The organism is Flavobacterium sp. FG68 (genome assembly GCF_057808895.1).
The window spans coordinates 68,845-83,358 of record NZ_JBMDIY010000011.1 but is presented as its reverse complement, the minus strand read 5'-3'; the positions used below and the strand labels follow the sequence as shown (position 1 = coordinate 83,358).

The window sequence follows — 14,514 nt, the reverse complement described above, 5'->3', positions numbered from 1 at the left end:
TTTTACATTTGTAGTAGAATTTTAAAAGAAAAATTTAATGCTTTACTCAAAAATAGAAGGCGAAGGAAAACCATTTATCATCATGCATGGATTTCTTGGAATGTCTGATAATTGGAAAACGCTGGCAGGACAATATGTTGAGGCCGGATTTCAGGTTCATATTTTAGATTTAAGAAACCACGGACGCAGCTTTCATTCTGACGAATGGAGTTACGAAGCGATGGTTCAGGACGTATATGAATATTGTCAGGCAAATAATCTGACAAGAATTGATATTCTTGGACATTCGATGGGTGGAAAAGTGGCAATGCTTTTTGCGACAACACATTCTGATCTTGTAGATAAATTAATTGTGGCAGATATTGGACCGAAATTTTACAAACAGCATCATCAGGATATTTTGGCAGGTTTAAATGCAGTTGATTTTTCTGTAAAGCCAAGCCGAAATGATGTTGAAGCAATCGTCGCACAATATGTTTCTGATTTTGGAACGCGCCAGTTTTTATTGAAAAATTTATATTGGAAAGAACCCGGACAACTTGCTTTCCGTTTTAATTTGGAGGTTTTCAATAATAATCTCGATGCTATCGGGAAACCATTGGCAGAAAATTTAGTTTTTAATAATCCAACCTTGTTTATTAGAGGAGGAGAATCTGGATATATTTTAGATACAGATTTGGATGAAATAAGAAAACAGTTCCCCAATTTTAAATTAGAAACCATTCCAAACGCAGGACATTGGCTTCATGCCGAAAATCCTAAAATGTTTTTTGAACTGACAACCGAGTTTTTGAAAGAGTAATTTTTAAAATGCTTAAGCCATTAACAATATTAGGTAAATTGATAGTGCGCTATTAATTAAAGAAATCTTAAAAATAAGAATTCACTTACATGTAAACATTAAAATTTATAAATTTGCATTTTGAATTTTAATGTTTAATAATTTAATGGATTTCAATTTTTATAATTTATTTGACGAAAGTGGTTTAGGATTGATTTATTTGTATTCCTCTCCATTTTTTGCACTTTTGATTTTTGTCGAAATGCTCTTTAGTCATTTTGGTAAAAAGAACCTGTATACTAAAAATGACGTTTTTGTAAATGTCACATTTGCGGTGCTTAATTTTGCATTAGATTTTATAATGAAATTATTTGCTTTTGGAGTTATGTTTTTCTTTTTTCAACACCGTATTTTTTCTTGGAATATACATATTTGGTATTATTGGGCTGCTGTTTTTTTACTACAGGATTTCGCATATTATGTATTGCATGTTGTAGATCATAAATCAAGGTTTTTTTGGTCCGTACATATTACGCATCATAGCTCAGAATACTATAATATTTCTACCGGATTCAGGTCGCCTGTTTTCCAGCCACTTTATCGTTATTTGTATTTTTCTCCTTTGGCTTTTCTAGGTTTTAACCCTTGGCATATTATGGCGGCTTATGCATTGTTTCAGGTTTATGGAACTTTGGTACATACTCAAAGTGTAAAAAGGATGGGTATTTTAGAATGGATTTTAGTGACACCATCGCATCACAGAGTGCATCATGCCAGAAATATTAAATATTTAGACAAAAACATGGGAATGGCATTAATAATTTGGGATAGAATATTTGGGACTTTTCAAAAAGAAGAACCAGAAATACCCGTGAAATTTGGAATTTATCCAAAACGAAAAGATGATAGTGCTTTTGAACTTTTATTTTACGAATGGAAAAAAATGTGGAAAGATATTAAGCAGCCTAACATCGGTTGGCAAAACCGATTGAAGTATATGTTTTATGCTCCCGGCTGGAAACCAAACGGACAAGGAAAAACAGTAAAAGATTATCAAAGAGAATATGAATTGAAGCAAAATAAAATATTAAACTAGCCTGAAAATTTAATTTAAGAAACCATTTCTGAATAAATATAGGGTTAGAAAAAAATCATTACTTTTATTAAAATTTTAAAAGAAAAAGTTATGAAATTAATACTAAGACTTCTTGTCACGGCAGCTTTAGTCTTGTTGATCGCGAATTTTTTACCAGGGGTTCATGTTGCCAGTTTTGCCACGGCTGTTATAGTTGCAGTGGTTTTAGGATTGTTAAATGTTTTTATAAAACCAATTTTGGTAATATTAACTTTTCCGGTTACAGTTATTACGCTGGGGCTATTTTTACTGGTCATCAATGCTATAATAATTATACTCTGCACTTATATTGTGGGAGGTTTTGCAGTCGAATCATTCTGGACAGCATTATTTTTCAGTATTATTTTGTCTATTCTTCAGTCAATTACTTACAAAATATTAGGAGACGATAAATAAATCAAAATTAAAAGCACATAAACTGCTTCAAATACAATAAATTAAAAACTTGGTTGGGTTGCAAAAATTTTATAATTTTGCAACCCAATTTTATTATGTAAATTAAAGAAGAAGATGGATATTAAAAGAGTAGCAATAGACGCTGTAAACGAGACAATTGTATTGAACGTTGTTCATATGGATTATAAAGGTCAAGTGGCAAAAAGAATCAACGAAAAATTGCCTTTAGCGCAAGTAAAAGGATTTAGAAAAGGACAAGTTCCTAAAGATCTTGTTGAAAAACAATACGGAAAGGGTATTAAACAAGAAGAAATTAAAAAAGTAGTTGATTTGGCTTTAGAGCGTTTTATTCAATCTGAAAGATTAAATCTTTTAGGAACTCCTCTTGCTAAAGAAAACGAAAACATTGACTGGGATGCAGAAGAATTAACTTTTGAATACGAAATTGGTTTAGTGCCAAACTTCGAAATAGATTTAGAAGCTAAAAACAATATCGTAAAATATATCGTTACTGCTGATGATAAATTAATCGACGGACAAGTAGAGCGTATCCAAAAACAATTTGGAAAAGCAATTCCTCAGGATAAAGTTGAAGCTGATTCAGATTTAACAGGAACTTTTACAAACGAAGAAAAAGGTATCAGCAATACAACTACAATTTCTGTATCTACATTCAACAAAAAAGCCGGAGATAAATTCATCGGTAAAAAAGTTGGAGATGTTGTTAAAGTAAGCACAAAAGGTTTATTTGAAGACGATCACCAATTAATGGATTACTTAAAGGTATCTCATGATGATGTTCACGGTTTAGATATCGAAGTAAACTTTACAATTGAAGCTATCAACGGTGCTGAATTGGCAGAATTAAACCAGGAATTATTTGATAAACTTTTTGGTGAAGGAAAAGTAGCTTCTTTAGAAGACTTAAAAGCTAAAATTAAAGAAGATGCTGAAGCTCAATTTGCACAGCAAGCAGACCAAAAATTATTATTAGACGTTCAGGATTTCCTAATCGAAAATACAAAATTTGATTTACCGGCTGAATTCCTTAAAAAATGGTTACAAACTGTTGGAGAGAAAAAACTCTCTGCAGAAGAAGCTGAAGTTGAATACGCAAGATCTGAAAAAGGTTTACGTTTTCAATTAATTGAAGGAAAAGCAATGGCTCAAAGTAATATCCAAATTACATTTGAAGATTTGAAAGAGTTTACATCAAACGCTATCAGACAACAAATGGCTCAATTTGGACAAACAAACCCAACTGACGAAGAAGTTCAGGGAATCGTGGCTAGAGTTTTATCTAACCAGGAAGAAGTGAAAAGACTTTCTGAGCAAGTTGTAGCGGCTAAATTGTTAGATTTATTCAAAGAGAAAGCAAATCCAACAACTAAAGAAGTTACTTACGAAGAATTTATTGCAGCTTCTTACGGAGAATAATTTCTGAAAAATAATTATATTTGAGCGTCGGCAGTTTTTCTGCCGACGCTCTTTTTTTGTTTCAGGTTTATCTTGTTTCAGGTTTATCTTGTTTCAGGTTTCATGTTAGCCACAGAACTTGAAACTAAATTAACTTGAAACATGAAACAAAACAAAAAGAAGACAAATTGACATTCTTTAGAAATAGGTACAACCTTTGATGGAGAATAATATATTAAATAAAGTAAACTTAGAACAGATACATATGAACTACGGTAAAGAATTCAAAAAATTTGCTACAAAGCACCAAGGAGTAAACGCTATGTACTATGACAAAATCATAGCTGCGATGAACCCAACGAATATGACTCCATATATCATCGAAGAACGTCAGTTGAATATTTCTCAATTAGACGTTTTTTCAAGATTAATGATGGACAGAATTATCTTTTTAGGAACTGGTATCGACGACCAAATCGCTAATATCGTTCAGGCTCAGTTATTATTTTTAGAAAGTGCTGATGCATCAAAAGATATCCAGATTTATTTAAATTCTCCTGGAGGAAGCGTTTACGCAGGATTAGGAATTTATGACACAATGCAATTTATTAAACCAGACGTAGCTACAATTTGTACAGGTATGGCAGCTTCTATGGGAGCAGTTTTATTATGTGCAGGAGCAGCAGGAAAACGTTCGGCTCTGCCACATTCACGAGTAATGATTCACCAGCCATCTGGAGGAGCACAAGGTGTTGCAACAGATATGGAAATCAACTTACGTGAAATGTTGAAATTAAAAGATGAATTATATCACATCATTTCGCAGCATTCAGGACAAACCTTTGACAGAGTTCACAAAGACAGTGAGCGTGACTACTGGATGATCGCTGAAGAAGCAAAAGAATACGGAATGATTGATGAAGTATTAAGAAGAAGCTAATTTTTTTAAGCTTCTAAGTTGCTAAGAGGCTGAGAATCTAAGTGTTCTTTGTAATTTAAAATCAAAATAAAAATCAAATATTAAGCTGTAAAGACGTTAAGTTTTAAAGTTTTAGATAAAAAAAGCTTAGAAACTTAGTATCTTTGCAGCTTAGTAACTTAAATAAAGAATGGCAAAAGTAGTATTAGAATGTTCGTTTTGTGGAAGAAAAAAGCCAGAAACTAATTTATTAATTGCTGGTATTAATGCACATATTTGTGATAAGTGTATTGAACAGGCACACGGAATTGTTCTAGAAGAATTAAAATCAAGCGGAAGCGCGAAACTTGTTGGCGACTTAATTTTAAAGAAACCAAAAGAAATCAGAGCTTTCCTGGATCAATATGTTATTGGTCAGGACCAGACAAAAAAAGTAATGTCGGTTGCGGTTTACAATCACTACAAACGTTTAATGCAGCAGCAATTAGACGATGAAGTAGAGATTGAAAAAAGTAACATCATTATGGTTGGTCAAACCGGAACAGGAAAAACATTGGTTGCTAAAACAATTGCAAAAATGTTAGACGTTCCTTTGGCTATTGTTGATGCAACAGTATTAACAGAAGCTGGTTATGTAGGAGAAGATGTTGAAAGTATTTTAACGCGTCTTTTACAAGCTGCCGATTATGATGTAACCAAAGCAGAAAGAGGAATCGTATTTATTGATGAAATTGATAAAATTGCCCGTAAGAGCGATAATCCGTCCATAACACGTGACGTTTCTGGTGAAGGTGTACAACAGGCTTTATTGAAACTTTTAGAAGGAACAGTTGTAAACGTACCGCCAAAAGGAGGACGTAAACACCCGGATCAAAAATTTGTTGAGGTAAATACACAAAACATCCTGTTTATTGCAGGTGGAGCTTTTGATGGAGTAGAACGTATTATTTCTAAACGTTTAAACCGTCAGGCAGTTGGATATTCTACTTCTAAAAATGTGGACAATATCGATAAAAATAACCTGCTTCAATATATTATTCCAAAAGACATTAAAGATTTTGGTTTAATTCCGGAGATCATTGGTCGTTTACCGGTATTGACGCATATGGATCCTTTAGATAAAGAAACACTACGTGCTATTTTGACACAACCTAAAAATGCATTGGTAAAACAATATCAGAAATTATTTTTAATGGATGAAGTTGAGTTTACAATTACAGATGAAGCTTTAGATTTTATTGTAGATAAAGCATTAGAGTACAAATTAGGAGCACGTGGATTACGTTCGCTTTGCGAAGCAATCTTGACAGATGCAATGTACGAACTGCCAAGTTCTGACGATAAAGTTTTAGTAATCGATAAAGATTATGCAGAACATACTTTAAGTAAAAACTTATTGAAGCGAATGGAAATTGCTTCGTAAATTTCATACCACTTTGTCAAAGTTTAAACTTTGACAAAGTTTCACTTTTAAACCTGTTCATTTATTTGAGCAGGTTTTTTTATACTTTTAAAGTAAGATTTCCGTTTTAGATTTTGTGTAAATTGTAAGCATGAAAAATATGATTTTTGTAATTGGTTTAGCCTTGATTTTATCTTGTAATCAAAAAGATAAAAATGAAATGTTGGTTTCTAAAAATGAAAACAAAATAGAAGTAATTGAAAAAGAAAAACCTCGTGTTGAAGTTGATTACAGTAAATTTTATAAAGAAGCAAAACAATACTGTCTTCAAAATAACCTGAATAAAGATAAATTTATTCTAATCGATCTGGGATTGCATTCTGGTTTAAAGAGATTTTTTATTTACGATTTTAAGAAAAATCTAGTTGTAAAATCATCTATGGTAAGTCATGGCTGCGGCGATAACAGATGGGGCGGAACACTAACTAAAGAGAAACCGCAGATTAGCAACGAATTCGATTCACATTGTTCCTCGCTGGGTAAATATGTTATTTTAGACCGAGGCGTAAGTCAATGGGGAATAAAAGTCAATTATATTTTACAGGGAAAAGACAAAACTAATTCAAATGCAAGAAACCGTGCCATAGTTTTACATTCCTGGGAAGCAGTTCCGGAAAATGAAGTTTATCCCGAAGGAACGCCGGAAGGCTGGGGCTGCCCGGCAGTTTCAAACGAAAGCATGAAAGAAATCGACGAATTATTAAAATCAAATAAAAAAGTCCTGATGTGGATTATTAAATCGTAAGTCTTCAAAATATTTTTTTTCTAATGAAAATTAAATGTCTTAAATAGCCCTGATCGAAACGGCATCCTTTTGCTGTGGGGTTCACAGTAAAAGATATAGTGTAGAGCAGGACTGAAGTTTCTTATGAAAAACGAAATTTCTGCTTCTAAAACTACTGAACCCTAAACTTCTCCCGATATTCAATAGGTTTCATGCCCACCATTTTATAAAATACCTTTCTAAAAGCTTTTGGATCGTTGTATCCGGTTTTTTCAATAATTTCTGAAATTGAAAGCTGCGTTTGTTCCAAATATTTTTTTGAACTTTCAACTCTAATATTCTGCAGATATTCAATTGGCGGAATTCCTGTAACTTGTTTAAAACGGCGTGTCATGTTTCTGGCACTTGTTGGAATATCTTTGGTAATTTCTTCCAGTTTTTCGATACTGTGATATTGGCTTTCAATTTTTTGCTGTAACATCGCCACCAAAGTATCATTATGCAAATGATTCGGTCTAAAAGTGCTAAAATAGCTCTGTTTGTATCGGTTTAAATCAATCGAGAAAATCTTGGCAATTTGCACTGCGATTTCATTTCCGCAATATTTTTGAACCAAAAGAATCAATAAATGAAACGTTGAGGTAGATCCGCCGCTCGTATACAAACTTCCGTCAGCTGTTAAAGTTTCTTCGGGTTTTAATTTCACCATTGGAAAAGCTTTTGTAAAAGCACTGCAAGCGTCAACATGAGTTGTTGCCAGTTTTTCATTTAATAATCCCGAAGCAGCAAACAAAAATGCTCCCGTACAAAAACTTGCTAATTCAGCCCCTGCCTGATGTTGCTTTTGCAGCCACGGAATAAATTTTTTATTCTTCGCAATCATTTCACTCATATTATCCGTAGTAAAAGCCGGAATCAAAATGAGTTCTAAAAGGATATCAGAATTCTCGATCGTATTAACTTCATATCCAAACAAACGTTCCTGATTGATTTGTTCTGCCAATTGAAAAACCATAATTTCAAATGGTTTATCAGCTGTCGGACTTAATTTATTTGCCGTTTCAAAAACTTCTAAAATTGCGGCTATACTTAATAATTTATAGTCGTGAGGAACGATTAAACCTACTTTCTTGCTCATGATTTTGTGGTTTTGTGGAGGATTAGCTTTATAGCAAAAGTAATAAAATTGTCTTAAATGCCCCTAAAGTTGACTTTTAATGTATCGCAAAGGACATTCTAAAATTCTAAATTTGTTTTAAATAAATTGTAACTTTATATATTATGGAAACGAAAATGTATTTAAATCTGGCTGTAAAAGAGCTGGATAAAGCGATAAAATTTTTTAATGAATTGGGTTTTCCTACGAATCCGAAATTTACAAATGAAAAAGGAGCTTGTATAATTATTGGTGAAAATATTAATTTAATGATTTTGGCAGAAGAGTTTTATCAGACTTTTACAGATAAGAAAATCTGCGATTCTCATACAACCAGCGAAGCCCTTATTTCTATTTCTTTAGGATCAAGAAAAGAAGTTGATGAAATGATTCAGAAAGCAGTTAAAGCTGGCGGGACTGATTATAAAAGAGAACAGGATTATGGATGGATGTACCAAAAAACTTTTCTTGACCCGGACGGACATCATTGGGAAGTTTTCTATATGGATGAAAGTCAGATTCCGGATCAGATGTAATTAATTTAAAATTTGACCAAAATGATTACAGTTCAAAATACAATTTATGCATCTATAGATAAAGTCTGGGATTTCTGGATTTCTCCAAAACATATTCAAAACTGGAATTATGCTTTTGAGGAATGGCACACGCCTTATGCAGAAAATGATTTACAGGTAAATGGTAAATTTAAATATGAAATGGCTGCTAAAGATAATAGCACAGGTTTTGATTTTGAAGGAGAATATACCCAAGTAGAAAAATTTCGATTAATAGAATATAAACTTTTGGACAACAGAACCGGAAGTATTCATTTTGAAGAACAAGGCAAAAAGGTAAAAATCACAGAAGTATTTGAACCAAACAAAGAAGATTCTGAAAGTATGCAGAAGCAATGGTGTCAGAACGTAATTGACAATTTTAAAAAATACGTTGAAAGTGTTGAATAAGTATAATTTTTAAATATATAAATAATGATAACATTACAGAATACAATTAACGCATCAATAAACAAAGTTTGGGATTTTTGGACATTACCGGAACATATTACAAAATGGAGTTTTGCTTCTCCGGACTGGCACACGCCTTATGCCGAAAATGATGTAAAGCAGGGCGGAAAATTCAAATCAACAATGGCCGCAAAAGACGGAAGCATGAGTTTTGATTTTGAAGGAGAATATACTTTCGTAGAACCAAACAAAACCATAAAATACGTTATGGCCGACGGAAGAAAAGTTGAAATTACCTTCAAAGAAACTTTAGACGGCGTAGAAGTAACAGAAAGTTTCGACCCGGAAACTCAAAATCCAGAAGAAATGCAGCGCGGAGGATGGCAGGCAATTTTGGACAACTTTAAAAATTATGTAGAGAATAATTAATTCTTTAATAGGTTCAAAGTGACAAAGCGACAAAGTAACAAAGGTTTCCCCTAATCTTAAATTAACTTACATCACTTATATGGTTTAAAAAAAAATGTTTAACGAAAATATCAAAGAATGACGAAACAAATATGGTTAAATCTGCCTGTGAAAAGCGTGGCAAAAGCAAAAGATTTTTTCTGGAAAATAGGCTTCTCTTTTAATGAGCAGCACGATACACCAAGTTCAACCTGCATGGTTGTGGGTGAATCACATTTTGTAGTAATGCTGTTTGAAGAATCACTTTTTGAAGGTTTTTCGCAAAACAAAATAACCGATACAAAAGCAAGTTCTGAAATTTTGATTTCAATTGATGCCGAAAGTAAAGAAGAAGTTGATGAACTGGCTCAAAAAGTTCAGGATGCGGGAGGAACTATTTTTTCTTCTCCAGCCGAAAGTCAGGGATGGATGTACGGCTTTGGTTTTGCCGATATAGACGGACATCGCTGGAATGTTTTATTTATGGATTTTACTAAACTATCTTAATTATGGAAACGTTAGAATTTAAAATTAGAATTAAAGCCCCGGCTCAAAAAGTTTGGGATGTTTTATGGGAGGATGAAACTTATAGAAAATGGACAAGTGTTTTTTGCGAAGGATCTCATACCATAAGTACTTGGAACGAAGGCGATAAAATACATTTCATGACACCAACCGGAGAAGGAATGTATAGTATAATTGAAACAAAAACGCCAAACGAATATATGGCTTTTAAGCATATAGGCGAAATAAAAGATTTTAAAGAGCAGCCTCTCGATGAAGAAACAAAAAAATGGAGCGGCGCAATGGAAACTTATCGATTAATTCCAGATGGTGAATTTACAGATTTGATTGCTCGTAACGATTCGGGTGAAAAATATGTCGATTATTTCAAAGATGTTTTTCCCAGAGGTTTAGAGGTTGTGAAAGAACTTTCAGAGGAAGGGAAATAGAAGAAAGAAAAAAGATTATAGAATAAAGAGAATAGAATAAAGAGAATAGAACAAAGAGAATAGAACAAAGAGAATAGAACAAAGAGAATAGAACAAAGAGAAGAGATTAAATTTTATAACTATAGCAAAGGACAACAATTTATAATTTACAACTCACAATTAAAAAAAATATCATGGCAACAGTAAACCCTTATTTATTATTTAACGGAAATTGCGAAGAAGCATTTCTATTTTATAAATCCGTTTTTGGCGGAGAATTTCCTTATATCGGAAAATTTAAAGAAATGCCAAAAGAAGAAGGCTGTGACGAAGTTTCAGCAGAAGATGCAGAAAGAATTATGCACGTTTCCCTGCCAATTGGAAATACAATTTTAATGGGAAGTGACAGCTCTACAAGATTTGGAGATTTACCTTTTGGTGAAAATTTTTCAGTTTCAATTAATACAGACAGCACAGAGGAAGCAGACCGAATTTTTAACGGACTTTCGGCTGGAGGTAAAATTGAAATGCCTTTAAATAAAACATTTTGGGGCGCTTATTTCGGAATGTTCAAAGATAAATTCGGTATAAACTGGATGGTAAACTTTGACGAAAATATGCAAAACAAATAATTAAAAAGTTACGTTATTCTAATAGCGGAGCATAATTGTTAAATTACTCAGGAAAGCGCATGAATATGCGCTTTTTCTTTGCAAAAAAAACAATGATTATTCTTTTTTATCACCAAGAGATTGCCGATTTTTGTCGCTCGTAAATAATAAAGATAAAATGGCAATAGAAGATAAAGAGATTATTTTATTAAAAGTTTCAGGACACGATAAAATAGGGGTGACGGCAGGTTTAACAGCTGTATTGGCGGCATACGATGCTAATATTTTAGATATTGGCCAGGCCGACATTCATGATACATTATCTTTAGGTATTTTATTCGAAATCGAAGCGGGTTCATCTTCAGGACCAGTTTTAAAAGACTTGCTGTTTAAAGCTTACGAATTAGAAATTAAGGTAAAGTTTATTCCAATTTCTATCGAAGATTACGAAAAATGGGTAAAATCACAATCTAAGCAACGATACATAATCAATATTTTAGGCGAAAAACTGGCAGCTTCTCAATTAGCAGCAGTTACTAAAATAATGTCAGATCAAAATTTAAATATCGATTCTATTATACGTTTAACGGGAAGAACTTCGATTGTAGAAAAAGAAGAATACCCACGTTCATGTATTCAGCTATCTGTAACGGGCGAAATTGTAAATAAAATTGTCATGACGGCAAGTTTTATGGAAATTTCAAGAACCTTAAACGTTGATATTTCTTTTCAGGAAGATAATATTTACAGAAGAAACCGTCGTTTGGTTTGCTTCGATATGGACTCGACTTTAATCCAAACCGAAGTTATTGACGAATTGGCAGAACTAAATGGAGTAGGCGCGCAGGTAAGAGCCATTACAGAATCGGCGATGAATGGCGAAATTGATTTCAACGAAAGTTTCAAACAGCGTATGGCTTTATTGGAAGGTTTGAGCGAAGACGTTTTGCAAAATGTTGCCAAAAACTTACCAATTACACAAGGTGCACATCGCTTAATGAAAGCCTTAAAATATTACGGATATAAAACCGCAATTCTTTCTGGAGGATTTACTTATTTTGGAGATTATCTTCAAAAAGAATTGGGTATCGATTATGTTCACGCCAATCAATTAGAAATTAAAGACGGTAAACTAACCGGAAAATATCTAGGCGATATCGTAGACGGACAAAAAAAAGCCGAATACCTAAAAGCAATTGCCGAAAAAGAAGGAATTCACATTAACCAGACTATTGCAGTTGGCGACGGTGCAAACGATTTACCAATGCTAAACTTAGCTGGTTTAGGAATCGCTTTCCACGCAAAACCAAAAGTAAAAGAAAGTGCTTCAACCTCAATTTCAAGTTTAGGACTTGATGGTGTTTTATATCTTTTAGGTTATCACGACAGATATATTGATATGATGTAATACTAGTTTGTCACCCTGAGCGAAGTCGAAGGGCTTTCATGTCGAAAAGGGCTTCAACTTCGCTCAGCCTGACAAAATGAGAAAAAATCTGTGTAAATCTGCGTTTTCGCAAAGCGAATCCGTGTGATCTGCGTGCTTTTACACTTCGTCTATAGTGACAATATTGAGAAATCTTAGCAGCTTAGAATCTCAGAATCTTAATAATGGCATGCCCCTCCGGGTCGGGCTATACGTTCCAATCTTTTGCGTCTCGTTAAAGAAACGAGACACAAAAGGATTTCCTCTTCTATCCCTCATGCGACTCAGTGGAATTAACGTTTTTAAGAGAAAATAAATTAAAAATAAATTAAGATCAATTGCCTCCGGCTTTAGCTGGAGGAATAAGAATTGACAAAGATTAAGGCTTTAGCCAAATTCTACGTTGCTAATAATTTGGCTAAAGCCTAGCTTTGATATAAATTATAAACCCCTAGCTAAAGCTAGGGGCTATTGAAAATTTGTATAGAATCTATATTGAAATTCGTGCTAATTCGAGAAATTCGTGGCGAACCAAAAAAATCACATCTCCTTCAACTGCTCCAAATAATCTCTCTGATTCGAAAGCCTCGGAATCTTATGCTGACCGCCCAATTTATCTCTTTCTTTCAACCAGTCATAAAACAAATTTTCCCTGGCGACATTAATCACTAAAGGATTTAAAGTCATATTGTTGTAACGTTTCGCTTCATAATCAGAATTTAAAGTCTGCAGGGTTTCATCCAGAACTTTTTGGAAAAGACCAACGTCGGCAGGTTTTTGTTTGAATTCAATCATCCATTCGTGAGCACCTTTTTCTTTGTCCTGCATAAAAATAGGAGCAACCGTATAATCGATAACTTCTGTTTGAGTAATTTCGCAGGCTTTCGCAATGGCCTGATCCGTGTTTTCGACCATTAATTCTTCTCCAAAAACATTAATATGATGTTTGGTTCTTCCTGTAACTCTAATTCTGTATGGATTTAACGAAGTAAAACGAACCGTATCGCCAATTAAATAACGCCATAAACCAGAATTTGTCGTAATAACAATGGCGTAGTTTTTATTCAATTCAACATCGGCCAAACGAATCACTTTTTGATCTGTAGATCCAAAAGTTTCCATCGGAATAAATTCATAGAAAATCCCATAATCCAGCATCAGCAATAAATCACTTGAATTGTTTAAATCCTGAATCGCAAAAAAACCTTCAGAAGCATTATAGATTTCGTAGTATTTAAAATCTTTGCTTGGTAAAATTTTCTTGTATTGTTCTTTATAAGGAGAGAAACTCACACCGCCGTGAAAATAAACTTCAAGGTTTGGCCAAAGTTCCAATAAACTTTGTTTGCCCGTATTTTCCAGAACTTTATTCATTAAAACCAGCATCCACGAAGGAACTCCTGCAAAACTGGTTACATTTTCATTTTTGGTTTCATTAATAATCGCCGCGATTTTAGTTTCCCATTCGCTCATTAACGAAGTTTTACTGCTTGGCGTACTGCTGAACTCGGCCCAAATAGGCATATTTTCAATCAAAATTGCCGACAAATCGCCAAAAAAAGTATTGTTGTTTTCGTAAATCTGAGAACTTCCGCCCAAGCGTAAACTCTTTCCTAAAAACAATTCAGAATCCTCATTATTATTCAAATACAAACAAAGTAAATCCTTACTTCCTTTATAATGACAATCTTCAAGAGCTTCGTTACTTACCGGGATAAATTTACTTTTAGCATTTGTAGTACCGCTCGATTTGGCAAACCATTTAATAGGCGATTCCCAAAAAACGCCTTGTTCACCCTGACGTGTACGTTCGATCAAAGGCTGTAGTTCTTCATAACTTGCAATTGGAACTCTCTCTGCAAAAGTCTGATAAGAGTTTATCGATTCAAAATCATATTTTTTTCCAATAACGGTATTTTCAGATGCCAATAATAAATTATGCAAAAGTTCTTCCTGAACTTCATTTGGGTATTTTAAAAAAAGTTCGATTTGATGTATCCTTTGTTTGAGGACCCAGGAAGCGAAAGAATTTATTATTGATAAAGGCATGAGTGTTTTTTAGGTTTTAGATTGCTGATTTTAAATTTAGGTTTTACGATTCATGTAAATCGGAACTTAAAATTTGAATATCAAGCAACAAATAG

The 14,514-nt window shown here is 33.5% G+C and carries 16 protein-coding genes; 14 read left to right on the top strand and 2 right to left on the bottom strand.

All coding sequences use genetic code 11. The features are described from left to right. The first annotated feature begins 37 nt into the window (after positions 1 to 37). The 7 genes from ACODSB_RS09205 to ACODSB_RS09175 all read left to right on the top strand — a co-directional run bounded on the left by ACODSB_RS09205 (position 38) and on the right by ACODSB_RS09175 (position 6,854). Complete coding sequence (locus tag ACODSB_RS09205) at positions 38 to 802, top strand: alpha/beta fold hydrolase (protein WP_488936816.1); 765 nt, start codon at positions 38 to 40, stop codon at positions 800 to 802. Positions 803 to 947: 145 nt separating this feature from the next. Continuing rightward, positions 948 to 1,877 (top strand): sterol desaturase family protein, encoded by a 930-nt coding sequence (locus ACODSB_RS09200; protein ID WP_488936815.1) that lies wholly within the window; start codon positions 948 to 950, stop codon positions 1,875 to 1,877. A gap of 90 nt (positions 1,878 to 1,967) precedes the next feature. After that, a complete protein-coding gene (locus ACODSB_RS09195) occupies positions 1,968 to 2,312 on the top strand; it encodes a phage holin family protein (RefSeq protein WP_053471617.1) in 345 nt (114 codons plus the stop codon). A 114-nt stretch (positions 2,313 to 2,426) separates the two neighbouring features. Then, the gene (locus tag ACODSB_RS09190) at positions 2,427 to 3,749 is read left to right on the top strand and encodes a trigger factor (RefSeq protein WP_488936814.1); all 1,323 of its coding nucleotides are present in this window, start codon (positions 2,427 to 2,429) and stop codon (positions 3,747 to 3,749) included. Between the two features lie 244 nt (positions 3,750 to 3,993). Next, positions 3,994 to 4,668: an ATP-dependent Clp endopeptidase proteolytic subunit ClpP gene (gene clpP / locus ACODSB_RS09185; RefSeq protein ID WP_053471615.1), complete on the top strand. Its 675-nt coding sequence runs from the start codon at positions 3,994 to 3,996 to the stop codon at positions 4,666 to 4,668. 169 nt (positions 4,669 to 4,837) lie between these two features. Continuing rightward, a complete protein-coding gene (gene clpX / locus ACODSB_RS09180) occupies positions 4,838 to 6,070 on the top strand; it encodes an ATP-dependent Clp protease ATP-binding subunit ClpX (protein ID WP_053471614.1) in 1,233 nt (410 codons plus the stop codon). A gap of 130 nt (positions 6,071 to 6,200) precedes the next feature. Next, positions 6,201 to 6,854: a murein L,D-transpeptidase catalytic domain-containing protein gene (locus ACODSB_RS09175; protein ID WP_488936813.1), complete on the top strand. Its 654-nt coding sequence runs from the start codon at positions 6,201 to 6,203 to the stop codon at positions 6,852 to 6,854. 151 nt (positions 6,855 to 7,005) lie between these two features. On the opposite strand, the gene ACODSB_RS09170 is transcribed toward ACODSB_RS09175, so the two are convergent. Next, a complete protein-coding gene (locus ACODSB_RS09170) occupies positions 7,006 to 7,971 on the bottom strand; it encodes a GlxA family transcriptional regulator (RefSeq protein ID WP_180857500.1) in 966 nt (321 codons plus the stop codon). Positions 7,972 to 8,114: 143 nt separating this feature from the next. Between ACODSB_RS09170 and ACODSB_RS09165 the strand changes: the two genes are divergently transcribed. The 7 genes from ACODSB_RS09165 (at position 8,115) to serB (ending at position 12,352) form a co-directional block, all read left to right on the top strand. Continuing rightward, on the top strand, positions 8,115 to 8,525 hold the full coding sequence (locus tag ACODSB_RS09165; protein ID WP_488936812.1) for a VOC family protein: 411 nt from the start codon (positions 8,115 to 8,117) through the stop codon (positions 8,523 to 8,525). Between the two features lie 21 nt (positions 8,526 to 8,546). Further along, complete coding sequence (locus tag ACODSB_RS09160) at positions 8,547 to 8,954, top strand: SRPBCC domain-containing protein (protein ID WP_488936811.1); 408 nt, start codon at positions 8,547 to 8,549, stop codon at positions 8,952 to 8,954. 24 nt (positions 8,955 to 8,978) lie between these two features. Beyond that, complete coding sequence (locus tag ACODSB_RS09155; RefSeq protein WP_488936810.1) at positions 8,979 to 9,383, top strand: SRPBCC family protein; 405 nt, start codon at positions 8,979 to 8,981, stop codon at positions 9,381 to 9,383. Between the two features lie 117 nt (positions 9,384 to 9,500). Continuing rightward, on the top strand, positions 9,501 to 9,908 hold the full coding sequence (locus ACODSB_RS09150) for a VOC family protein (protein WP_053471608.1): 408 nt from the start codon (positions 9,501 to 9,503) through the stop codon (positions 9,906 to 9,908). Between the two features lie 2 nt (positions 9,909 to 9,910). After that, on the top strand, positions 9,911 to 10,354 hold the full coding sequence (locus ACODSB_RS09145) for an SRPBCC family protein (protein ID WP_256636955.1): 444 nt from the start codon (positions 9,911 to 9,913) through the stop codon (positions 10,352 to 10,354). Positions 10,355 to 10,527: 173 nt separating this feature from the next. Next, a complete protein-coding gene (locus tag ACODSB_RS09140; protein WP_180857495.1) occupies positions 10,528 to 10,965 on the top strand; it encodes a VOC family protein in 438 nt (145 codons plus the stop codon). Between the two features lie 157 nt (positions 10,966 to 11,122). Beyond that, on the top strand, positions 11,123 to 12,352 hold the full coding sequence (gene serB / locus ACODSB_RS09135; protein WP_053471675.1) for a phosphoserine phosphatase SerB: 1,230 nt from the start codon (positions 11,123 to 11,125) through the stop codon (positions 12,350 to 12,352). A gap of 558 nt (positions 12,353 to 12,910) precedes the next feature. On the opposite strand, the gene ACODSB_RS09130 is transcribed toward serB, so the two are convergent. Next, entirely contained in the window at positions 12,911 to 14,419 is a 1,509-nt protein-coding gene (locus ACODSB_RS09130; protein WP_488936809.1) for a GH3 auxin-responsive promoter family protein, read from the bottom strand. Positions 14,420 to 14,514: the final 95 nt, after the last annotated feature.